Source organism: Paenibacillus sp. FSL H7-0918 (assembly GCF_038007025.1).
GTDB lineage: Bacteria > Bacillota > Bacilli > Paenibacillales > Paenibacillaceae > Paenibacillus_AQ > Paenibacillus_AQ odorifer.
Genome location: NZ_JBBOWJ010000004.1, coordinates 87,095 through 110,600 on the forward strand (window position 1 = coordinate 87,095; position 23,506 = coordinate 110,600).

General features: G+C 44.2%; 24 protein-coding genes and 1 pseudogene. 3 read left to right on the plus strand and 22 right to left on the minus strand.

Features of this window, described 5'->3' with window-relative positions; all coding sequences use genetic code 11:
• Position 1: 1 nt before the first annotated feature.
• From MHI15_RS25385 to MHI15_RS25435, 12 genes and pseudogenes are all read right to left on the minus strand, one after another.
• Positions 2-1,198: a glycosyltransferase gene (locus MHI15_RS25385; RefSeq protein WP_076129933.1), complete on the minus strand. Its 1,197-nt coding sequence runs from the start codon at positions 1,196-1,198 to the stop codon at positions 2-4.
• Positions 1,195-2,121, minus strand: a complete 927-nt coding sequence (locus MHI15_RS25390) for an NAD-dependent epimerase/dehydratase family protein (RefSeq protein WP_076189795.1) — start codon at positions 2,119-2,121, stop codon at positions 1,195-1,197. The genes MHI15_RS25385 and MHI15_RS25390 overlap by 4 nt, the downstream gene beginning before the upstream one ends.
• Positions 2,118-3,599, minus strand: a complete 1,482-nt coding sequence (locus MHI15_RS25395; protein WP_076183229.1) for a class I adenylate-forming enzyme family protein — start codon at positions 3,597-3,599, stop codon at positions 2,118-2,120. The genes MHI15_RS25390 and MHI15_RS25395 overlap by 4 nt, the downstream gene beginning before the upstream one ends.
• Positions 3,600-3,611: 12 nt before the next feature.
• Positions 3,612-4,406, minus strand: coding sequence for an ABC transporter permease (locus MHI15_RS25400; protein ID WP_036685913.1), 795 nt, complete (start codon positions 4,404-4,406; stop codon positions 3,612-3,614).
• Between the two features lie 5 nt (positions 4,407-4,411).
• Positions 4,412-5,203, minus strand: coding sequence for an ABC transporter permease (locus tag MHI15_RS25405; RefSeq protein WP_038570104.1), 792 nt, complete (start codon positions 5,201-5,203; stop codon positions 4,412-4,414).
• The gene (locus MHI15_RS25410) at positions 5,200-6,207 is read right to left on the minus strand and encodes an ABC transporter ATP-binding protein (RefSeq protein ID WP_076129930.1); all 1,008 of its coding nucleotides are present in this window, start codon (positions 6,205-6,207) and stop codon (positions 5,200-5,202) included. The genes MHI15_RS25405 and MHI15_RS25410 overlap by 4 nt, the downstream gene beginning before the upstream one ends.
• Positions 6,204-7,352 carry a DegT/DnrJ/EryC1/StrS family aminotransferase gene (locus MHI15_RS25415; RefSeq protein WP_218641646.1) on the minus strand — a complete coding sequence of 383 codons (1,149 nt, stop codon included), beginning with the start codon at positions 7,350-7,352 and terminating at the stop codon, positions 6,204-6,206. The genes MHI15_RS25410 and MHI15_RS25415 overlap by 4 nt, the downstream gene beginning before the upstream one ends.
• Before the next feature lie 12 nt (positions 7,353-7,364).
• The gene (locus tag MHI15_RS25420; RefSeq protein ID WP_076129929.1) at positions 7,365-8,222 is read right to left on the minus strand and encodes a hypothetical protein; all 858 of its coding nucleotides are present in this window, start codon (positions 8,220-8,222) and stop codon (positions 7,365-7,367) included.
• 26 nt (positions 8,223-8,248) lie between these two features.
• Positions 8,249-8,944, minus strand: coding sequence for a hypothetical protein (locus MHI15_RS25425; protein ID WP_036685905.1), 696 nt, complete (start codon positions 8,942-8,944; stop codon positions 8,249-8,251).
• On the minus strand, positions 8,941-10,053 hold the full coding sequence (locus tag MHI15_RS25430; protein WP_438357257.1) for an FAD-binding protein: 1,113 nt from the start codon (positions 10,051-10,053) through the stop codon (positions 8,941-8,943). Before MHI15_RS25430 ends, MHI15_RS25425 begins: the two co-directional genes overlap by 4 nt.
• A gap of 3 nt (positions 10,054-10,056) precedes the next feature.
• Positions 10,057-10,143: pseudogene (locus MHI15_RS30810) on the minus strand (4Fe-4S binding protein); the annotation flags it as partial.
• Positions 10,140-10,916, minus strand: a complete 777-nt coding sequence (locus MHI15_RS25435) for an electron transfer flavoprotein subunit beta/FixA family protein (protein ID WP_341165025.1) — start codon at positions 10,914-10,916, stop codon at positions 10,140-10,142. The gene MHI15_RS25435 and the pseudogene MHI15_RS30810, both read right to left, overlap by 4 nt.
• A gap of 248 nt (positions 10,917-11,164) precedes the next feature.
• Between MHI15_RS25435 and MHI15_RS25440 the strand changes: the two genes are divergently transcribed.
• Together MHI15_RS25440 and MHI15_RS25445 are read left to right on the plus strand one after the other, a co-directional pair.
• Positions 11,165-12,151 carry a hypothetical protein gene (locus MHI15_RS25440; protein WP_076183212.1) on the plus strand — a complete coding sequence of 329 codons (987 nt, stop codon included), beginning with the start codon at positions 11,165-11,167 and terminating at the stop codon, positions 12,149-12,151.
• Positions 12,152-12,184: 33 nt separating this feature from the next.
• On the plus strand, positions 12,185-13,273 hold the full coding sequence (locus MHI15_RS25445; RefSeq protein ID WP_076183209.1) for a hypothetical protein: 1,089 nt from the start codon (positions 12,185-12,187) through the stop codon (positions 13,271-13,273).
• Positions 13,274-13,469: 196 nt separating this feature from the next.
• On the opposite strand, the gene map is transcribed toward MHI15_RS25445, so the two are convergent.
• From map to MHI15_RS25475, 6 genes are all read right to left on the minus strand, one after another.
• Positions 13,470-14,216 carry a type I methionyl aminopeptidase gene (map, locus tag MHI15_RS25450; RefSeq protein ID WP_036685897.1) on the minus strand — a complete coding sequence of 249 codons (747 nt, stop codon included), beginning with the start codon at positions 14,214-14,216 and terminating at the stop codon, positions 13,470-13,472.
• A 32-nt stretch (positions 14,217-14,248) separates the two neighbouring features.
• Positions 14,249-15,235, minus strand: coding sequence for a hypothetical protein (locus tag MHI15_RS25455; RefSeq protein WP_341165026.1), 987 nt, complete (start codon positions 15,233-15,235; stop codon positions 14,249-14,251).
• A 168-nt stretch (positions 15,236-15,403) separates the two neighbouring features.
• Positions 15,404-16,030, minus strand: a complete 627-nt coding sequence (locus tag MHI15_RS25460; RefSeq protein ID WP_341165027.1) for an SGNH/GDSL hydrolase family protein — start codon at positions 16,028-16,030, stop codon at positions 15,404-15,406.
• Between the two features lie 164 nt (positions 16,031-16,194).
• Positions 16,195-17,373: an NAD(P)/FAD-dependent oxidoreductase gene (locus tag MHI15_RS25465; protein ID WP_076189793.1), complete on the minus strand. Its 1,179-nt coding sequence runs from the start codon at positions 17,371-17,373 to the stop codon at positions 16,195-16,197.
• Between the two features lie 40 nt (positions 17,374-17,413).
• Positions 17,414-17,857: a DUF1641 domain-containing protein gene (locus MHI15_RS25470; RefSeq protein ID WP_036685888.1), complete on the minus strand. Its 444-nt coding sequence runs from the start codon at positions 17,855-17,857 to the stop codon at positions 17,414-17,416.
• Between the two features lie 200 nt (positions 17,858-18,057).
• Positions 18,058-18,900, minus strand: coding sequence for a DUF2785 domain-containing protein (locus tag MHI15_RS25475; RefSeq protein WP_076190145.1), 843 nt, complete (start codon positions 18,898-18,900; stop codon positions 18,058-18,060).
• 221 nt (positions 18,901-19,121) lie between these two features.
• Here MHI15_RS25475 and MHI15_RS25480 point away from each other — a divergent pair, with 221 nt between their 5' ends.
• Positions 19,122-19,739: a nitroreductase family protein gene (locus tag MHI15_RS25480; protein ID WP_076189792.1), complete on the plus strand. Its 618-nt coding sequence runs from the start codon at positions 19,122-19,124 to the stop codon at positions 19,737-19,739.
• A 110-nt stretch (positions 19,740-19,849) separates the two neighbouring features.
• Here the strand turns inward: MHI15_RS25480 and MHI15_RS25485 are convergent, their stop codons facing one another.
• The 4 genes from MHI15_RS25485 to MHI15_RS25500 form a co-directional block, all read right to left on the minus strand.
• Positions 19,850-20,470 carry a hypothetical protein gene (locus MHI15_RS25485; RefSeq protein ID WP_076189791.1) on the minus strand — a complete coding sequence of 207 codons (621 nt, stop codon included), beginning with the start codon at positions 20,468-20,470 and terminating at the stop codon, positions 19,850-19,852.
• A gap of 3 nt (positions 20,471-20,473) precedes the next feature.
• Positions 20,474-21,358 carry an EFR1 family ferrodoxin gene (locus tag MHI15_RS25490; protein WP_076189790.1) on the minus strand — a complete coding sequence of 295 codons (885 nt, stop codon included), beginning with the start codon at positions 21,356-21,358 and terminating at the stop codon, positions 20,474-20,476.
• 631 nt (positions 21,359-21,989) lie between these two features.
• Positions 21,990-23,132, minus strand: coding sequence for a DNA polymerase III subunit beta (gene dnaN / locus MHI15_RS25495; RefSeq protein ID WP_076189789.1), 1,143 nt, complete (start codon positions 23,130-23,132; stop codon positions 21,990-21,992).
• A complete protein-coding gene (locus MHI15_RS25500) occupies positions 23,133-23,468 on the minus strand; it encodes a hypothetical protein (RefSeq protein WP_256715846.1) in 336 nt (111 codons plus the stop codon). It abuts the gene before it with no gap.
• Positions 23,469-23,506: the final 38 nt, after the last annotated feature.

A 23,506-nucleotide genomic window follows, 5' to 3' on the forward strand; every position in this document is an offset into this window, starting at 1 on the left:
ATTACACCTGCCAGCTATTTTTTTGTGCCAGTGCGATCAATGCAGCACAGCAATTCTCAGTTCCGCTTAAAGTCCTCAGCTTGGACCTATAATGCCCGCGAAGCTCAGCCAAATTATCGTTCAACGCTGTCTCAACAATCTTACGGATACGGCTTGGTCTGAATGCTTGAACGGGTAGTTTATAAGTGAGCCCAAGATTTTGGAGCTGCGTACAATTATAGTCCCGTTCAAAATGTTGACCGGGAATGGTTATGCTCGGAAGTCCATGCAGCATTGTCGTAAGCATAGTATCTTGTCCGCCATGAAAGATTACCAGAGCTGCTTCCGGCATAATTTCAGCAGCCGGGATAAACCAATGGAATTGAATATTGTCGGTATGGTCAGGAAGCGCCTTAAGCTCATAATGAAATCCGCATAAACAGGCAACACGGTAGGGTTGCTTGTCAAAGATCTCTTTGACAAGCTCAATATAAATTAAAGGGGGAATGGCACTAACGCTTAAATAAATAAAAATTAGCGGCTTGTCCTGCCAGTCCGGATGCCACTGCAGATTTGAAGATTGTCTTGCCTCCAAATCCAGAATGTAACCGGCGAAATCGCACTCCTTCAACGCAGCCAGCTCCGGCTCCAGTTCCGGTAGTGTCGGTGCCATTTTAATCGTTGCTCTTGAAAATAATAATTCAGCCAGATTGGAAACAGAATCCAGTGAATAATCCGCCAACACCTCGTTAAAAGCGGCGATAGCTTTGGCAGATCCCGGATACTGTAGGTTGGCCGGGAAGGCTGGATGGCTTGGCCAGCTCGCAATCATCAAAGCGGGAATCTGGGCCACGGCAGCTGAAATGGAAGCACTCGGACGAGACTCGGCAAATATAGCGTTGGGTTTAAAAGCCTGTATCGCCTTCAGTTCAGCCTCAACCGCTTGACGGATAAAGCCCGATTCTGCCATCCCTGTCCACTCCACATAATCGGCAGCACTGCGAACATCTCCGGAATTCGCTGAAGGAAGCGGAATCGGATAGTCATAAACCTGAAAGCCGTTGGCTCGGACAAATTCAGCAAGCTTGCCGCCAATCACAAAGCTGACCGTGCAACCTTGGCTTTGCAGAACCTTGGCAATGCCCAGCGTTTTGCTTACTGATCCTACAGAACCGGAGCTAGGGGGGCTTGGAAGAAGCATAATTCTTGGCGGACTCACAAACTATTCACCTCGCTTCTATTGGACATTTCTTCGATTAAATAAGGAATCGCATGGGCGTAAGTAGGGTATGCCAGCCGTACATCGGCATTCTTTTTTATCTTTTCGTTTCCCATACGTACGGAAAGGGCACGTAAACCATGTATACTTAGTCTGATACGCTCAGTGACAGCCTCAGGAGAAATCCATTGTATTTCAGACAGTTGAGCATATTTCCGAACCTCTTTTATCAATTCCTCCTGTGTTAGAGGAAGATCATCACTCACGTTATAAATCTCTTGAACAATAAGATTGCTCCAGGCCAACTGCATCATTGAAATAACATCGTCAATATGCACTTTAGATGAGTAACTGCGTCCGTTCCCCAGCATCTGAGTGCAGCGCATTAATTGCCGGATATAATTATGCTCAAGCGGGCCGTACACTTCAGCGATCCTGAGAATGATATAAGAAAATTTCGCATGGGTGCAGTATTGCTGGACCAGCTGCTCCATTTCGAGTGTAATTCTTCCAAATGGATGAACGGGATGGCACAGTACAGATTCATCGGCCACACAAACGTTGTCGCTTCCATATACAGCCCCATTGCTTGCCACAATGAACTTGCCATACGTTCCGCTGCGCAAAAGTTGGTCCAGCAGATTCCGCGTCCCCTCTACATAAAGCTGCCTCATCCGGGACACAGAACCAGAATGTTTGCCGGCAAGATGATAGACGACATCAATATCCTCCCCTATGCCATCCATCGTTTCAGGGTTCAGAACGTCGCCTACCCACAGTTCCATACCCAATTCTGCAAGTGTTTCGCCAACGCCTTTTTCCTTCGGCAATACAAGCCCTCTGACAGCATGTCCCTGTTCCAGTAAACTGCTTGTTAACCTGCTCCCGATAAAACCGCTGCAACCTGTCACCAGAAATCTCATGGCGTCAGGATGTGACTGGCTGCTTGATTCTGATTTCTCAGCTTCTTCCCATAGCGACCCTTGGGAATGTTATCTGTCCACTTGATTACTCTAGGCACCTTATATGCCGCAAGTCTCGCTGAACAGAATCTGATAATATCATCGGCTGATACCTGGGCATCCAGCGGAACAATCTCCGCAATCAGCTTGCTGCCATAGTATTTATCGGAAACACCATATACAAGTGCTTCTTTAATGCCGTTATGGAGCAGCAGGACTTGTTCAATCTCTGCCGGATTTACCAAATGTCCGCCGACATTGATGTTATCAGAAAGCCGCCCCGACAAATACAGATACCCAGCCTCATCCAACCTTCCCAGATCACCCGTACGTACCCAACCCTGTTGAAAGACCTCTGCCTGCAACTCTGGCTGCCCGTAATACCCGCACGATATATGAGCGCCGCTGACCCATATCTCTCCCTCCTCTCCATGAGCAACCTCGTGCCCCTCCGGGTCAAGCAGCCGAATAGAAACTCCCAGATGTGGCTGTCCCACCGAATCTCTGATCAGTTCTTGCTCATTTGAAGGATTATAGGCAATTGCCCCACCTTCGGATGAACAGAACAATGAACGGATAGACTTGCCCGATAGCTTATAAAAGTCATTAAAAGTCGCTGCGTCCAGATGGGCAGAACAGCTGATGCACAGTCTCACTTTATCCCAAGCTACACTTGAGGATGACACGACTGACTCATTAAGCAAGGCATACATATAGGGAACCGCAAAAAGAATCGTTACCTCTTTGCGATTGATCTGCTCGCAAATTCTAGCAGGCATTGTTCCCTTCGACATGATTAATGTAGCACCGGCACAGAGGGCCGGTAGGACTACAGTGGTTAGCGTCGCGGGCAGCCACGGCGAAATCGGTGTGAACAGCTTGTCGTTTGCAGTAATCTCAAGCCCTCTACAGATAGCCATTACATTATTGTAGATGGCCCGATGGCTGAACTGTACACATTTAGGCGGTCCAGTCGTTCCTGAGGTATAAAAATTCAAAGCAATATCTTCATCAGACTGCTTATCTGCCTGTAAAAAAAGCGTTGCAGTCCTAAAAATAAACATCGGTACTCTGAGTACGAGCTCAAGCTGACTGCTGCCCTCCGAATCAATTGGATCGCAAATTAAATACTGACAATGGCTTGACGAGTGCATTCTCTCCAGTTCCGGTAAGTTCTTCACAGGTTCAAATGGGATCGGAACGGCTCCCGTATGCCAGCATGCAAGCCACAGCATGATAAAAGCAGATTTGTCTGCAACGGCTAAGGCAACTCTGTGCCCGGGCCGGATCCCCGCGAGATCCAGCTTCTCACTACTGTGCTCCAGTTCCTGCCGTAGCTCTTCATAAGAGATCGTTGATCCTTCATAATCAATGGCCGTAAGCCCTGGATTATTCAAGCAATTGAAATAAATCAAATCAAATATGGAAGAAGTGTCCACTTAGAATCCTCCTCAGCTTGAAGCACTTGCATATTTTTTCACTGCTCGTTTAAAAAACGCACTGGCTAACATTAGCAAAACCGCAGCTAGCAAGCTGCCTCCGAATAAATAGGACAGGCTTACCCTGCCCACTAATGCTTCTGCAGGAATAGAAACGATAAAGGCGACAGGAACGATCCAGGTAAGCGCCAATTGGATTGGTTTCTGATATACATTGACCGGAAATCTACCCATCTGCATGATACTGTCGAATATACTCAACATCGGACTTCCGGCATACCAAAACGCCAAAGAGCTTAATAATAGCAGTATTGAGTACAACAGCAGTAAAGCATTGCAAATGGCCCATACAAACATCAGACAAGTGGATATTCCTATCGCTTCTTGCATTTGAGAAACGCCAAGCACCATCACCGCTACTCCCACCATAACATCAAACAGATTAAGCGGAGACCAGTATCTCGTGCTCACATAAAATTGGGTCTCAATCGGTTTGAGCAGTGTTAAATCAAATCCTCCAGTCCATAGCTCCCCTTCCATCCCGGCTAATGAGCCAAGGCTTGGACCAACAAATAGATTTTTCATTGCCAAAATAAAATAGTAAACGCCCGATAATGCCAGCGTATCCGCAAAAGTCCAACTGTTAAGCGAATTTGTGTTGGAAAAGAGGATCGCGATCCCGCCAATCGTCCCGGTTAAATTAATTGCGGTATACAAAATTTTGATTAGAAAGTCACCGCGGAATGACGCTTCCTTTAGAAGCGCTGTAGAGAAAAACAATCTCAGCAAACGCATATATCTCAGCATGTTCCCTACCCTCCCACGGCCATGTATGCACGAATCCCTTTTTTCCACACTAAACGGTTACACAATATGATAACGACCGCCCAAATGAATTGAACAATTATGCCAAAAACAAGCTGTGAATGATCCAACTTTCCAAGGGAAAACTCTATCGGAAAGCTGATCATATATTGAAAAGGCAAATAATCCGAGATATCCTGCATAAATCCCGGAAGCAACGACGAAGGCGCTACCTGTCCGGCCAGCAAAAATACCAGGGTGTCGTTAATAGAAAGCAAGGACTTGATTTTATTGGTGAAAAATGCAAACAGGGAAAGTGTATAGGCCAGCATAAATCTGATTATTTGAGCCATGAGAAGAAGATAAACGGCCACCAGCAAGTCCAGACCGGATATAGCCAGTCTGAAGTTCAAAAAAATGGCAGCCACGCCGGCAACAAATATAACAAAAGGCATACAGACGATTTTGACAGCCAAATCTGACGCAACCACATCGTAAAAAGGCGATATCGGCCTCAACAATACAATCGACATCTTGCCGCCATAGATTTGATCGCCGACCGTCCAGTGTGAGGTAGGGTAGGTCAGCTGGTTCACAAGAATTAACAGAATATAATACCTCACAAAATCCTGCTGAGTGAACCCGGTTATGCTCCCATCCCCCGCAGCAACGGTCCAAACAAACATATAGATGATAGGTCCCATCATCCAACCAAGCGTCAATGTCCAGAAAAACCCTTTCTCAGCCATAAACCCGAACATAGTCCTACGTATCAGCGCAAAGCCTCCGCGAAAATTCAAAGGAGCCTCCCCTCTCGATACACTTCATCAATTACAGAATCGATTGGAGCATCATTGATTGTTACATTTCCAATGCAATAGCTATTAAAGATTTCTGAAACAATCTCAGGTACAGCTTCCTTCTGAATCTTAAACAATACGTAGCTTTCCGCAAGCTCCATGACCTGCAAGCTGTCAGTAAACTTCTCCTTTAGCTCTTCAATTGTGCCCGTTACGTCTTCATCCATAAAACTGACTTTGAGAATGCGGTAGGGAGCTATTTTACCGCTCAGCTGCTCCAGAGATCCGTCGTATAACAGCTTGCCTTGATTGATCAGTACAACCCGTTTACAAAGGGAAGAAATATCCTCCATATAGTGACTGGTAAGCAGGATGGTTGTCTCATGTTTTTGGTTATACTCCTTGATAAAACTGCGAAGCCGCAGCTGCATGCTGACATCTAGCCCCAAAGTAGGCTCATCCAAAAACAATACACGTGGCTGGTGTAACAACGCTGCTGTTAATTCACACTTGGAGCGTTCTCCCAAAGAGAGATTCCGCGCCTGATTCTTAAGCAGATGCCCTATATCCAGCAGTTCTTTTAGCTCATTGAGTCTTTGTTTAAAATCAGCATCAGAGACTCCGTATATTTCCTTCATCACAAAGAAAGAGTCCTCGACCGTAATATCCCAGGTTAACGTCGATTTGTTCCCCATTACCATACTGATGTTGCGCAGAAACTTATGTTGGCGTTCCCACGGTTTGAAGCCATAGACGGAAATGTCGCCTGATGTCGGATACAGGATACCGGAGAGCATCTTCAGCGTGGTTGTCTTTCCCGCGCCGTTAGGTCCGATGAACCCGACAATTTCTCCCGGCTCAACCCTGAGGTCGATACCTTTTACCGCCTCAACTTCGTTGTATTCCATTTTGATCAGACTTTTAAACGCATGCTTTAACCCATGTTCTCTTACAGGGACGCGATAGACCTTTCTCAGATTATCAATAATAATGCCCTCTTTCATTGCTGCCCCCTTAACTCTGCGACCACACTTAAGAATACAGCCAAAACATAATCGATCTGCTCATCAGTCAAATTGGGATAAATCGGCAAGCAGATATGACGCCGACAATAATCATCCGCTAGCGGATATTCCCCACTGAACTGTAGGGAAGCAGCGATCGGCTGCCTATGAAGCGGCGTTGCATATACCTCCCCTTGGAGCGAAACGCCTTTCTCCTTGAGTCTGTCCTTCAAATCGGAACTATCAACGTCCAAAGGCACTATAACAATGTACTTATACCAACTGCATCTGTCCTGCGGCATCACAATCTCGAAATCAGGAAGATTTTTCGTAAAGAAGGAAGTATAACGGTTGGCGATCGCTTCCCGTTGTTCAATGATCGCGTCGAGTCGCTCAAACTGGGTAAGCGCTATCGTAGCTGTGATATCACTCATTCGATAATTGTTGCCAAGCGAGGTGTGGTAAGTCTCCCAGGGCTGGGGCTTGCCATGATTGCGGAACATTCGCAGCTTCTCAGCCATTGAATGATCGTTTGTGACAATGATCCCTCCTTCCCCCGAGGTAATGATTTTCGTGGCAAAAAAGGAATAACTTCCGGCAATTCCGAAAGCTCCCGCACCTTTTCCAGCCATCCTGCTGCCATGTGCATGAGCGGCATCTTCAAATAACCAGAGCCCCTGCTCATCGCACCATTGCCTGATTTCTTCAATCTCCGGTGTAACAATTCCGCCAATATGTACGATAATAACCCCTCGGGTACGACTTGTGGCCTGCTTCTTTATTTCAGCCAGCGACACCGAGAATGTACGGGGATCAATATCAACAAGGCGAACATGCCCTCCGGCAAACAGGACACTGGAAGCCGTGGCAATAAACGTATTTGCCGGAACCAGCACTTCCTGCCCCTTTACTTCGAGCACTCTCATTACCGCTTCAATCGCACTTGTACCCGAATTAACCGCAATGGCATGAGTAACTCCTACATACCGGGCAAAACGTTCCTCCAGCTCCTGTACATACCTACCCTGACTCAACGCTCCTCTCGACAGACAATCATCAATTCGCTCCATAATGATACGCCGCTCCTGCTCAGAAAATGCAATATCGAGTGCGGGTACATCCATAACACCTTGTGTCAACTGCATGACGAACCTCCTCTACCAGTCATAGACTACAGTTTTCCCTTCAAAAAAGCCTTCCGCCGCTTGCCTGATAAATTGCTCCATATGTTCCGCATGAATATGTTGGGCAATTAGGCTGGTTACTTCAAGCTCTTGCTTCCCAATTCTGCGAGAGATTTCCTGAATACGGTCATGCGTTATGGATTCCTTAAGTATTCCAGGTCTTGTCAGATCAATAAATTGTATGTGCTGGTCTGGTGGATCGTTTTTTAAAGCCGAATGCCGTTGAACCTGCGAGAGCAGGTCCGAATCAAGTGCAACAATGGCTCTCTCCTCGCAGTCCCACACACCGCTATTTAACCCGGCCCAAATCTCATCCTTGGCCTCCTTCTTTTCAACACTGAAGCTCAAATCTTCATCCTGCTCAAGCAACCTTAATAAAAGCTTTCCTAGCAGTCCCATTCCCCACAGTTCCACCGTTTTAATGCCTTCATCTGCCAGCTCTTCACACACATTTAGTGCCACACAAAACATAGGAACAAACGCAGCTGTCACAGGGTCTAAGTCGTTGGAAATAAAGATCTGACCATCCACCCCACTGTGCAGAGGGACACATACATCCTTTGTATAATGAGGAGAAAACACAAGAGCTTGGCCTACGCGATGCTCTGCTCCAAGCCCCGCTTTAGTCACTACTCCGACACTGGAGTAAGGATAATGCCCTGGTAAATGGCATGCCCCATGAAAAAGCTGCAAGCAGGATGGGTCCTTTACCGTTCCCGTTAAAGTAAAACGGTTGGTAATGAACAATTCATTAGGACCCGGTTCCGCCTTGCGAGCAGTGGTGAAGTGTACACTAGGCTGAGGCCCCGATTCAGTGAACTTATTGTACATAGCCGAAATAACCGTCTCCTTACTGTTTATATATGGTCAGGTATCCAGGTATAACGTCCGCCCACCATAGGCGAGTGGAAATTCGGCATCCAGCCATGTGCTGTAAACTCGCCAGCCGAGTCGAAACCAACCACAAGCATCGCCTTTCCTTCATATTTGCCGTTGGTAATCCACATCTTTGTCCTTATATCCGGTGTTTGTCCTGTCAGATGCCTCATGCGGGCGACAAATACCAGATACCGCTCCAGACTCATTCCCAATTTTCCGGTTTTCTTGTATGTACGCTGTATTTCCACAGCCGTCCGATCCAGCATATCCGGTTCGGTTGTCCGCGGAACGGTGAACCAGAAATCCTCAATTTCCGGAGTTGCTGCGACCAGTTCACTCTCCAGCGCCCAATTGCGGATATTAAACAAGCAGCCTAATTGCTTGCGACTGACGCCTTGGGGAACACATAAAATGATCTCGTTTCTTCGGTCCGCTTCTTCTAATTCTTCTCTCGTAAACTGCGGCATCCGAAGTGAAAATTTTCGCTGGATGATATATTCGATTCCTAATGTTCTGTACCAATTCTCCATCTCGCTCCGGATGTATTCCGGAGAATATGTGTCGTGGACATCACTTTGAAACCTGAACATATCCTCCTTCTGAAGCAAGTGCTCATCGAGCATGACGCCAATCGTATGCAGCGTTTGTTGTCTTAATAGCTCCTTCTCAATCATCGCCCAACCTCCTGTACTGTGTTCAATGCCGACAATATTTCAGGTATGACTGTAAAAAGATCGCCTACGATCCCATATGTGGAGTAATCAAAGATAGGTGCATTGCGATCCGTATTTATTGCAATTATCGTCTCCGAATGATGCATCCCAACCTTATGCTGCACTGCCCCAGACACTCCGCAGGCAATGTACAGTTTGGGCTTGACCATTTTACCTGTCAGTCCGACTTGATGCATACTATCCATCCATCCACATTCTACAAGCGGTCTGGTAACCGCTACTTTCCCCCCAAGCGCATCGGCGAGCGCATAGATTAAACGAAGATTGTCTGCGTTTTGAATGCCTCTCCCGGCAGCAACAATAATTTCTGTAGTCTCGATGTTCTCCTTGCCCGCGGCTTCTTCAATTACTCCCATAAACTGCAGGACTGAGGAAGAGCAAGAATACTGGGAGCTTAGATCAACAATCTTGCCCTGCACGACGTGTGCGGTCTCAGCAGCGGAATAAAAATTGGTTTTTACAGTTGCCATTTGCGGCCGTCTTGCCGGTATTTTTATCTCAGCGAATTGCTCGCCCATTTGCGTCGGTCTGGTAATAATAAAATCCCCATGATCCGGTCCCATCTTCAAATCGATGCAATCGGCGCATAGCCCCGTCCGCAGGCGGACTGCAACTCTGGGGAAAATAGACCTCCCCCATGCGGTAGCCATACCTAGCACGACAGACGGTCTTTGATCCCGGAGCACCGCAGAAATCAAATTATAATGAATATCTTCGGCGTAACGCTGTATGCCCGGTTTGTTCACCATCCACACTTCATTTACTCCCCATTGAAGCAGACGCTGGGCTAGGTCTTCTATACGCTCTCCGACCACCAAAGCACAAATGCGCTGGGCTCTCATAGCCTGCAGCTGTTTTGCTGCGCTAACCAGTTCCGGAAAATATGAAGAGAGCGCGCCTTCAGCATGTTCCACAACAAGGCAAATACCTTCATGCTCAGGGTACGGTTGTCTGGTCTCCTGTACCCTGTCTTTCATTATAATGGCTTGGTTAGGACAGCAAGACGTGCAGACTGAGCAATAAGTACATGCCGCAACGTCGATACGCAAGCCCTCATCCTCATCTTTGATTGCAGCCGCGGGACAGCGTTTTAAACACAGGAGGCAATATGTGCATTGTTCCTGATCAATCCTAATCATCCACTTCTAACCTCGCTGATTTTGCTGATTATCGGCTCCAATACCCGTAGATATTCATCGCTTTCTAGCAAAATCCCCTTTCTTTCGGAGTGCTGTTCGTACACTGAAACTACTTCAGTAGCCGAGCCTGCCAAACCAACCGTCTGTGGGTCAAGGCCAAGGTCATGACACGACCATACCAGAATATCCTTGGTTCTGGCATGCAATTTGGCAGCAATTGTTAGCGGTTTCAACTCAGAGACGGCTGTCATTCCACCAATACTCAATACTGCCGGAAGCCGGCAAGACTGTCTGGTTGTTACCCCTTCGTCATGCTGGCGGTGGAACAATACCTCATCAGTCGAAATATCCTCAAACCGTGTTACATTTATCGCGTGGGGGATATCTAGATACTCACCGATTCCCGGACCTACCTGACCGGTATCACTGTCGGTTGAATGGCTGCCGGTCAGAACCAGATCACATCCACCAAGCTTCTCAACAGCACGAGCCAGTACCAGCGATGTCGCCAATGTATCCGAACCGGCAAAAGAAGCGTCGCTGAGCAGGACAGCCTCATCGATCCCATAACCCATGAACTCCTGTAGAACCGTTTTACAACCGGGAGGGGCCATGGAAATAAGAGTTACATTAGCATTACAGCTATTCTTCAGCTCCAATGCCACATGGATGGCTTGCCGGTCCGGATAGTTTAGCTCAAAGGTTGCCTTCGGTGGCGGTGAGGCCGAGATCTTACGGCCATCATCAATGCCACGCACATTGTATTTGTTCACGTGTGCAATAAACTTTAAACAAACCACTATTCGCAATATATCGCTCCCCCCATCACATTCTGCAGCTTTTTCACCAGAGAAACGTATGCCAAAATGTTTCCAAAAGTACTATTCTTCGCCAGATTACCACTTCCCTTTATTATCATAATATGATTATCATCACATAATTGGAATGAACAATTATTATAGTATAATAATGTCATTTATTTCATTTTTATTTAAATATAATGGGAATATGGAGGTGTAAATTGAGTAAAATTACTTTACCCGTTTCCGATCCACTAATAAATACTTCCAACACTTATGGGACTTTGTTTTCTATTATTTCTTCGGATAACCGCATATGGCCCTGGGTTTATTCCAACTTCATTCAGCTGAGATATGTAACGGATTGGGAAACTTACTTTTTTGACAATCATGAGCTTCTTGTTGATTATTGCCCATTTCTCAATAAGTTCATATTGCCTAGAACCATCATTTCCAAGTGGTCTTCCTTTACGGATTTCGTTGTAGACTCTATCAACGGCGATTGCTATGTATGGTGCCATCTCGACCGGTACTTTATATCTGCATATCAGGAGTTCGGCCAAGAGCACCGTTTTCACGAGACATTAATTTACGGCTACGATCTTGATCGCCAAACAGTCTGCATTCGGGACAATATTACGGGCGGTAAATTTATGACCGCTCAATGCACCTTTTCCGAACTGGAATCTGCCTTTGACTATCTGTGCAGAGAAGAAAATTTTATTACGCGTGTAACTTTGCTTAGCAAAATCGATGCAGAATTTGATTTAAACGTCGAACAGATTGTCGACAGCTTGCAGCGATATCTATCCTCCAAGCGCACATTTGATTTTATTAACCATACCACTACCAGCATTTATGGACAAAGTGTGTACCAACACCTCATTTATCAAATGGAGCACCCTAAAGAGGATGACCCTGAGCTTGACATTAGAGCTTATCATTTGCTGTGGGAGCATAAGAAGCTTATGGTTTTAAGACTTAAATATCTCCAACAAATAGAACTCCTGATGCAATGCAACCGATGGATTGAACGTTGTACTGAGCTTGAAGAACGTTCTCTTCTGAACAGAAATATGGTGCTTCGGTATAATCTGTCCATGGACCCCAAGGTGCTAGACGCACTCAAACATTCTCTGTTGACCATACAAACAGACGAAGCCAAATTATTGGGCGAAATAATAAGCGCACTCGGCTCCAAGGGATGAATTGGAGAATTAGCAGCAGTTGGAGGGACAATTATGCAGACGTTGCAGACGTTAGAAATGGAATATTACTATAATTCTGCAGGGGAGCCTATTGCAGAGGTACAGTCACTGGGAAACTGCTATACCCGTAATATTTTTTTCATGCTAAAAAGGTATGTCAATGACTCTAGCGTATTGTACAAGATGTTTTTAGATGATTTTAATCTGAAATTAGTTACCCATACTGACAGTGACCAGTTTGAATTAAGCTTGAACGAGATCAAAGATCCCGAGGATTATATAACAGTCGCTAATAAACATACTTTTAGCAACAATGCAGAGGCAGCCATCCAGACGATAGAGACACTGTTAGCAAATAACGAAGTCGTATTTGTCAATACGTTAATGAAACGAGTCCCCTTTTATAGAACATTTGAATTAAACCCGGCTCTGGAAACAGATCATATTGTGGATGGGCATATATTTTTGATCCTAGGGCAGACGGCAACTGATTTTTATTTCTTGGACAATTATATAAATTACAACAAAGAGTATTTCAAGCCTTATCCGCATAACAAAAATATCGGTCAAGATGCCAAAACTTCGTTTATAGATGCCTACAATCGGCAGTTTTCCTGTTTCACAGTGCATCCTAATCAAGATGAGCTTGCTGAATTGCCAGCCCGAGCCTCGCTCATTTTAAGAACCGCGCTATCGAATTATTATAAGCCGCCCTCTTGTACCGAAGGGCGCCTTGAATATATCGGACGATCAGCTATCCAGGAACTGAACAATCTGTTTGCAAGTGGACGCTTCATCCTCAATACAAAGATTTCAAACCGCCCCCATGACCTTTACTCTTTAACCCGGACGACGCTCACCCGTCATTCAGATAGAAAAAAAGTATTGCTGTTGCTGCTGAATTCCTTAGCGAATCCTAATGCTCTCAGCGATGTCATTCATTATGCTCGGCAAAGCATCGAACAATGGGAACTTTTAAGGAATGTTATGACCAGGCAGTATATCATGAATGAATTTACACTTACTGACCAGATGGAAGAATACATGGCCTATGTCCTTCATGCGGAAGACCTGTTTTATCATTCCATTGAAAAAAACATCGATAACTTATGCCAAATATAGGATATAAGCGTAACGCCTCATCCTAGAAAAAAAGAGACTTGTCAAATAGACAGGTCTCTTTAAAGTATTTACCGCATTGCCACTTATCACGGCTAATAACAACTTCGCTAACGACATGGAAGGAACGGAGGGTCCGGGTAAGGGCTTTTGCTCATATCCCCCTCCATCCTCCACCCCTTTAAGTCGCTATTCGAGCTTACACACTAGTCAGAATAACAGGCTCACCTTTAGTCACGATAATCGTATGTTCAAACTGCGCTACTCGACCGTTATCTACAACACTCAGCGTCCAGCCATCCGATTGCTGCTCCACATAGTCCGCTCCAGTCGAGAGGAAGGGCTCTATTGTAATTACTTGTCCTTCCTTTAGCACCGTGGTCACTCTTGGATTATAGAAGGGTAGAATTTCAAAAGGCTTCTCATGCAGTGATTTGCCAATTCCATGGCTGCACAGATTACGCACCACTCTATAACCGCGTTTGCGAGCTTCAAGTTCCATCATTCTGCCGATCTCGTTAACCTTCATTCCTGCCCGCAGATGATTGATCACACTCATCATGGTTTCCTCTGTACTCCGGCATAAACGCAGAATATCATCGTTATAGGGCGGCAGTTGAAAAGAAACGCCAGCATCCCCATAATACCCATTCAGCTCAGCAGAGACATCAATGTTGATCAAATCGCCAGCATTAATCACTCTCGGACCCGGAATACCATGAGCAACCTCTTCGTTCACACTGATGCAGGTGCTGCCCGGGAAATTATAAGTTATCTTCGGGGCTGAGGATGCTCCGAAGCTTTCCAGAATCTCAGCTCCAATAAGATCTAACTCCGCAGTCGTCATCCCAGGGGTTACTTTCTTTTTCATCTCGGCGATGGTGTGGCCCACCACTTTTCCAATAGCTTTTAACCCTTCTAAATCTTGTACCGTATCACTTGTCATCCAACACACATTCCTCTCACTTCATGAATTAATCATTTGTCCAGCCTCTGAAATGCACTCCCTACCCACTGAAAAGTATCTTCCACTTGTTTGCCTGCTGCGTTATCGTAGTAACTTCTCTTGAAGCTATGCTCATCAACTTTATCCAGTTTTATGGAATACCGCTCAGGACTGCTGATAAACAGCTGGTTTTCAGGTTTAATAGGCAGTTCTTCTATCACGTTATTTCTTCTGAGTGTAAAAAGCTTGTAGAAATAACCGTTACTCGTTCCATATTGTCCGATCGTAAAATCGGGATCACCATCTCCATTATAATCCTCAAACTGAAGCTGGAAAAAATCATTAAAGGTCTGGGCAAATTGATCATTTAACGGATAGCTACTCAGTGTTTTTCCATGCTTATCAGTCACTACTAGCCTAAATCGGCCACTCCAGTTTCTTCCCGCTAACGGACTCGGTGTAGTCCAATCTTCGCTATATGTCCCCTCTAGCAGTTGCAGATTTAAAAATCCCGCTCTCCCTGTGACCGGAGACAGTTCATTATGTGATAGGGTTACTGGACCTGTTACCTCGACAGAAGTCTCCACAGGGTCTGCCTGTTCAATGTTCTCCGTATCGATTGTTCCATAAATGAGCTTTCTTAACTGGTCAGAGTTTTTTACAGGAATTGTGTAGCCCTGACTGCTGTTCTCTGCTGTAGTAAACATCCCTTCATGTCCAAGTTGATCTCCAAGCGCTATGTAATAATCCTCCGAATAGCCGTCCCCATAAACAAGCTTCATTTCAAATTCCGGACCCCAATCCAGATCATCAGAAAATTTCTTACTCTTGTTCATAGCCTCCGCAAGCGTCTTGATCAAAACAGAATCCTTTAGCGTTAAGCTCTCTGAGTGCAAAGGACGATCCGCTTGTTTCTGATCACTCGTTGCCACGGGTGTCAACGACACGCCTTCGATCCATCTGGCATTGATGAAGCCCAAATCACTTTTACATCCGCTTAACACTACGACCAATAACAAAGGTGCTATCCATATTAACCGCCTAATGCGAATCGCCTCCAATACATAAGCATATTCCAATTATAACAGTGTCTATAAATATATAAAAACGACTTTATGAACACGCGATTAAAAAAAGACTACAACCTGCTTATTAAAGCGTGGTTCTAGTCTTAGAATGGCAATTGATTAGATTGCTCCCATCGTTTTGAGCCAAGCATCCGCAATAAGTGCATGACCTGCAGGAGTAGGATGTACTCCATCATATGCCCAGTAAGCCGGTTCTGCTTTTACGGAAGCCGCTGCAAAAAGTCCATCTAGCGGAACCAGCGGCGCCCCATATTCACGTGCCAGCTCGCGGACAATATGAATTTTAGGATCAAGATCCTGACGCCAAGTTCTACGATCTTCCGGTACAGGCAAAACAAAAGGCTCTATAAGCACTAATTTAGCATCTAAAGATTTCTGAGTGCGTTCGATCAGGTCCCGATATGAAGCTTCAAACTGCTCGGGAGTGGTTTCTTCACCAGAATCAAAACGCCGCCAAGTGTCATTAATTCCAATATAAATGGACACCCAAGTCGGCTTCAAATCCAGACAATCCTGATCCCAACGTCCCTGTAAATCAACAATACGGTTGCCACCAATACCACGGTTAATAAAAGTAAGATTCTTCTCTGGATATAAATACCCCAGACGAGCGGCGACCATCATTGCATAACCTACTCCAAGTGATGAAGCGTCTTCATGATTACGCCCCCAGTCTGTTATGCTGTCCCCTTGAAACAGAATGACATCGTTTTGTTGGAATATCATAAATGAAATCCTCCTCTAACTACCTCTGTTAATATAACCCAATCTATTATATCAAATACAATGAATACAGCCTACTGTGAAACATCAATAATGCAAACATTTCACTAAAAAAACAATAACAAAAACCCCGCTCAGATTTGAGCAGGGTTTAGGGTTAAACTATATTAGTAAGCTAGGCTGAACAATCCTTTAATGTGGGACAAGTAACGGATATTACTTGCTTCCTTCATTAGAGTTGCAGGCAAGCCTTTTAACGGAGTAGAACTTGCACCAACGATGGCAACACCGTCTTTACGGCCTAAGCTAGCAAGTGTACCAGAGTTGATTGGGCTAAAGCTTTCAAACGATTTATTTTTCAAGAAGGCATACAGATTGTATCCGATCAATTCACCCATTTGCCAAGCAATTTGCGCAGTTGGAGGGTAAGGACGTCCATCTTCTGCAAAGACCACCGCGCTGTCACCAGCAACGAATACATCTTTGTGGGAAGTGGATTGCAAGAATTCATTCACCGTTGCACGACCTCGGTTAACTTCAAGACCCGATTCGCCGATGAGTGGATTTCCTTGTACGCCACCAGTCCATACAAATGTGTTAGCAATAATTTTTTGACCGTCTTTCAAGTCAATCGCATTGCCTTCTACATTCGTAACAGGAAGACCTGTCAGGAATTGAACACCACGTTTCTCCAAGCTTGCTACAGCACGTTCGATTAATGCATCTGGCAATACTGGAAGGATTTTAGGACCTGCTTCAACGAGCATTAGCTTAATTTCTTTAGGATCAACGCCATATTTTTTAGTAAGTGTAGGCAATACATCCGCGATTTCACCAACAAGCTCAACACCTGTTAAGCCGCCGCCACCGATCAGGATGTTTGCATCTGCTTCATTTTTCGATTTCGCATATTCACGAATACGATCTTCAATATGTTGATGAATTTTGTTAGCATCTGCAGCTGATTTCAATACCATACTGTATTGTTCAAGCCCTGGAATGCCAAAATAAGCTGTAGTGCTGCCAAGACCTACAACAAGCGCATCATAAGTAAGTGTCACACCATCAGAAAGAACAATTTGTTTGTTCTCCACAGAAAATGAATTAACCTTCGCGATTTTCAGGTCAATATCTTTCCCTGCGAAAAGCTTAGTTAGAGGCATAGCTACAGCACCCTCTGCAACATTACCTGCTGCAAGACGATGCAATTCTGTAATGATTTGGTGTGTAGGATACTGATTAACTACAGTAATTTTAGCTTCATCTTTTTTGAGATATTTGCGTACGGTTAAGGCGCTTAGTAGACCACCATAACCTGCTCCTAGAATGACAATATGTTTAGACATGATGTTTCCTCCGTCCCTTACGTATAAGATATGAAAATGATTATTTCTGCTTACTGCGTTCTCCAGCAACTTGAAGGTATGCATTTACGAAACGGAAAAGCTTTTGCGCTTGTGGATCTTTCAACAACTTCATAAGACCAAAAAGACCAATAACTTCGTTACTTTCATTCGCACGATCTTTTGCTTCGATCACTGTAGCTGCCATATTCTTCGCGGAATGCACTACAGGTTCAGCAAGTTCTTTAATTGCACTTACCGTATCACTTTTCAAGACATCATCCGCTGCGACAGTTTGCACAAAGTCATAGGACTTTGTAAGCACGCCAACAAGCTCAGTTAATTTTGGCAGCTGTTCCACCAAGACTGTTAATGATTCCTGAACTTCTGGTTTCAAGAGCTGTTCTAGAACATCCATTTGTTCCTTGCTAACAGCTACTTTTGGTGATTCTTGTTCAGGTTGTGTTTGAGTGATTGATTCTGACATATCCAAATCTCCTCTGCAATAAGCTTTGCTGCTTAATAGTAATGAAAAACATAAGAACTTTTAACGCCATATTTCTATTATAGCACTTATCAAGTTATAAATGTCACAAAGTTTTTGAATTTCCATAAAAATTTGTGATTTTTATTACATTATAATAAATTATTTAAATTACTAGTGTTAATTAAAACCGTTTGAGTGAATTAATGTACAAATTCATTCAAATTCTTCTCAGTTTTCAATAAAACATCCACAATGTCCATATTCTTCTCTGTTAGAAGTAACCTGAAATAAAGAGAACGCAGGAAGTTCTTTGTATTTATTCGATTAACGTACTGGCTGTGGCTTCTAGGCCAACTGCCACATTGCGCCAAGTTGAGAATCCAATCGGTTATAGACTGCTGTGGAAGTAAATGATGATCGATGATTGTAACTATAATAGTAGCAATCCTTTCATCTTCTTCGTCCCTGAATATGTATTGATCGTTATAAAGCATCTTTTGAATAACTGCCAGAACCTCTTCCCGCACCGCGGCATCACTCTCCGAGCATAAAACCAGCTCATCCAAGGCGTCGGCGCCATGGGCTGCTGCGTGTGCCCAGCCTTCTTTTTCCATATAACCTCTTAAGTCCCGTTCTTCCTCATAATAACGAATCAAACCCTGCTTCACCTTTATAAATTCAGAGCTATCCAATATAGCCATTTCCCTATGCCTCTGGAGAATAAGAGCAACAACCAATACAGAAAATGTTCTTGTATACACCGTCAGATCTTCTTTATTCCCAATGTGATAAAAAAGATGCTGCTCGTCAAGAAGTATCCACAGCAGTTCACGAAGCTCCGCATCATTAAACCAATGTTTCTCATTAATCCATTTGTAGAATGTGGAATAAATCAATTCATCACGCAGTACAGGCTCGGGATCTCCTATATGCTCAAGCATCAACTTCACATAATCCTTTATGTCCTCTCCACTTCTAAGCTCGTAGTCATTCTCTTCGATTCTTTGCAAATCTATCATCAATTGTTCTCTACTATTAATCAATTTATCCACCCTTTCATCCACTGTGTTTCTACATATCCTAATATCCTAATTTATGTCCTATTTTTTGACAACAGGGTGTTCAAGATTAACTTCAATAAATTTTATCATTGACGAATTTTTTAAGCTGTGTTATTTTGAGTTAGTAACATTTAGTTAGTTCATTTACAAATATCAGGTGTTGATATTTTACAACCGAATACATACACAACGGAGGAATACTTATGAGCGCTTTTACAGACTTGATTCAGTCACGCAGATCCGCTATGAATTTTGTGGAAGGGGTTATCATCCCTCAGAATGAATTAGAGGAAATGTTCTCTTATGCCAGATTGGCACCCTCGGCCTATAATCTACAGCATACAAATTACAAAGTGATATCTAACGAGAGCTTAAAAGAAGAAATTCGCGAAGCAGCTTACGGCCAATATAAAATCCATACTGCTTCAGCAGTTATTGTAGTGCTAGGAGATAAGCATGCTTATCAGCAGGCTCCAGAAATCTATGGCGGGCTTAAAGCTTTAGGAGCGATGTCACAAGAGGAATATGATGAGCAAATAGAGATGATTAACAATGCTTACATTGATAAGGATGCTTTTCAAAGAGATGAAGCAATACGTAATGCCTCTCTCTCTGCCATGCACTTTATGCTGATCGCCAAAGATAAAGGCTGGGATACCTGCCCGATGATCGGCTTCGATGCTGATGCTATCCAATCCACCTTGAATCTGCCGGATCATATGGTACCTGCTATGCTGATCACGATCGGCAAAGACAAAAAACATAAAATCAGACCCCGCGGCTACCGTAAGCCAGTTAACGAATTCGTTGAATTCATCTGATTATAGATACAGCAAAACGTTCCATCCGAGGCAAGTAGCGGGTGGAACGTTTTTTAATTGGAACTCATCATGAAGATAATGAACCGTACGCCCGATATACAAGAGGGGCTCTACTTCGCATATTGTAAAATGGCTATCGCTGCTCGTTCCCGTCGTTCGGAGTCATCACAAATCAAAGCATCTTTCAAAATATTAAGCGCCTTAGAGAGTGTCTCCTCATCCAATTCCAGCGGACTATTCACTTCTTGTTCATTAGCAGAAACACCTGTAATCCACAGATCCAAGCGAGCACTTGGTTTGGGACCCTTATATTGTACAACCGGTGCACTTTGGTTAAATAACTCCCGCACGCCTGTGTTTAGTTCAGAAATCGGCACACTTTTCAACCACGTCACACCACGCCGATGGCATGTACCCTCGTCAACATTATCAGTAAACTCGTTGTAAAAATAATCTCCGAGGTCCCCGAGATGTACCCAATCTCCATCGGCCACCAGCACATAATCTCCATCTTGCATCGTATGTACAAATAGCTGAAGGGCTTGCAGATGTTGCGTAAGCTCCAACTCACTATATTGGTATGTGCCAATCAATCGATCACGAAGTTCCTCTGTGCTTAGATTCTCCAGATCCCCTATTCCGGGGTAGCCGATACTCACATAATTATCCTCCAAAAATGTGGTGATCCGCTCAATCCCCAGTGGCTTCGATCCCATCCGAAACAGATTCATATGTCATTCCTCCAAATACTTAATAAAATGCTTGTAGTAGCCCTTGGATTTGGGAGTAACAAACCGTCCATCATTCGCAGAATCCTTCATTAGTTTATGAAGCTTCGGACCTCCAGTATAGGGATCTACTACGCTAGCCTTAAGTCGTGTCGCTTGGATTGCCTTCTGAGGACAAGAATAAACACAACGCATACATAATAAACAATTTTGACTGAAAACAATTCTTTCTACGCCGCTACTAATATTGGATGTTGGACAGTTTCTGACACATTTTAAGCATAGTGTGCAAGCGTCCGTTGTACGCAATCCTTTGGCGAAGTATTTTCCCCCTTGGTGCTCCTCACAATAATATACTGTTCTCAGAACCCGCTCCAACACAGGGTGAATCGGCAGATTTCGTGGTGTCCGCTTTACGATTTCCTCTGCAAACAATTCCACCTTACGCTGTGCGGCTTGATACAACTGCTTATTCAACCTGTCATCATATTTAATATAAAAATTACATGGCATCGCCAAAATCGAATTGTGAAAGGGATTATATCCCTTCCCACGCAAAGAACGAAGCACCGTATTCGAAGCACCGTTATTGATATAGTGTGGAGAGGATGCCGTTTTGAATACAAATGCCGGGGTTCCATTACAATCAGGTAGCCCTTCTGCAAAACGTTCAACAAAACCGGAAGCGCCAAAGCCTAGAACCGGATGACCAATACCTATAAGATCATAGGCTTCATATTCTACAGAACGAGTGCCTTTAAAAACATCTTCCACTCTAAACAAATCTACATCTTGCCCTTTACTTCTTAGCCTTTCAGCAAATTGCTTAGCAATAATCTCCGTATTGCCCGTACCTGAGAAATAAAATATGGCCGTCTTTGCATTATGCATTCCATCCCCTCCCAGATCAAATATACCTCATTCCCGTCTGGGAAAGCTGTGAAGTTGAGATGGGTTTTGGCTATTTGGGACTCAGTTGCCCTTATTTCCATGATTTCGCTCGTTTTACCACACTATCGGACTCAGTTGCAGCTATTCGCTCAAATGCACTCCTTTTCTGCACAAATCAGGGGCAATAAGAGCTATACAGTCCGAAACCTTCGCAATATGAACCAATGTGCTGAAATAGCTGCAATACGGTCCGCTACGATCTCAATCGAGCAAAAGGTAGCTGGTTTCGAGATGTAGGCGGCTAAGTTTGGGACGTAGACGGCTAGGTTGAGTAATAGGTAGCTAATTCCGCACGAAGTAGTTAAGTTGAGCTATAGGGAGCTAATTCCGCACGAAGTAGTTAAGTTGAGCTATAGATAGCTAATTCCGCACGGAGTAGATAAGTTGAGCCCAAGACAGCTAGTTTAAGCAATGGGCAGCACGTCTAGGATCAAATTTGGCAGGCGATGTTCTTTTTAGCAACTGTCCGGACTCAGTTGCTATTTCCATAATTTCGCTCGTTTTATCACACTATCGGACTCAGTTGCAGCTATTCGCTCAAACCTACTCAAATACTGTACTTAACAAATCCTCAATCATGCGTCCTCACAGGAGTAATTAAAAAAAGTGTGGACGAAGATGCGTCTACAGGCAGGATCACCAGCGGCCTTTCTTTTCCCGCGAACCTGATTCTAAGCGTCTCACTATCGATCGCCCGAAGGATGTCCCTGAAATATTTTCCGTTAAAGGCTACTCGAAAATGATCACCTTCCAGATGCTCCAAAGGAATCTCTTCTTTTACATCCCCAATTTCTGCAGTCTTGGACACTAAACTTAACGTGTTAGAAGGAAGTACGCTGAGCAAAACACTCTCACCAGCCAATATAGAAATACGTTCAACCACATGTAATAAACGGTCTTTCTTAACAATCACTTCGGAGAGGTACGCTTTTGGGATTAAATTATTGACAGAGGGATAAGTTCCTTCTAGAAGAGCAGACTGAACCCTCAATCCATTAGAAATAAATCTGATCTGCTTGGGGCCTATTTCTAAATCGGTGCTGCTGCCTGCATCATCGTTTAATATTTTTAAAAGATCCTCCAGGGTGCTGCCCGGGATTACAACATCTAAAGGAATTGTCCCGTAATCTTCTACGCTTTCAACAACATGCTGGGCGAAGCGGATGCCATCAGTGGCGACTACACGAATATTATGCTTCTCTATTTGCAGCAAAACTCCTGTAAGCACAGGTCTGGTTTCCGATGAAGAGACCGCAAAAACCACTCTTTTAAATATTTGCTTCAGGAGAGTGTTCTTCATGCTTAACCTTTGAATGTTTGGATGATCTATGTATTGGATTCTTGGAAACTCTGCCACATCCATTCCACATAAACGAAATTGAGTGCTCCCTGATTGAATATTTAATATCAATGACTCTTCGATTTCCAGCCTAATTAGTCCAGGATCAAGCTTACGAATGATCTCATAAAAATAACGCGCCGGAACGACGATCTCACCTGTGTTGTGCACAACCACCGAATCCATTTTCACAGGGAGCTTATATTCAATGGTCATCCTTATATTGCTGGCTGTTAATATCAGACCCTGAGTTTGCGCTTGAATAAGTATTCCTGATAGAACACGTGAGGAGCAATTCGCGGATATGGCTTTTAATGCTGCCTGTAAAGCGGTACTAAGAGAATCTTTTGATACATGGATTAGCAAAGACTTCACCTAACTCTCCTTAGATTCCTTTACAAAATGCGCCTCAATGATGTTCCGAAATACTTGGGAGCGAGATGCGTTCTGATCCGCGCAAGCCTGCTCTATCTCCTGCCAAATGTCCTCAGATAACGTCAGTGATACCTTTTTAGTTACACCAGTGCTTTTTCTACCTGCACCTTCCCGAAGACCTCCCCTTGTAAAAAGAAACCCCAACTGCCCGTCTTTAGTGGCTACACCTACTTTGACTTTATCCTTGTTGTTACTTGCGCTATCGCTAGTGACTTTATCTTTAATTTCGCTAATACTGCTCCCCTTGTGTTCGCCTTCGAATTTATGATCACCCAATCCCTCACACCTCCATATTTGAATTTAGTAACTTAAAT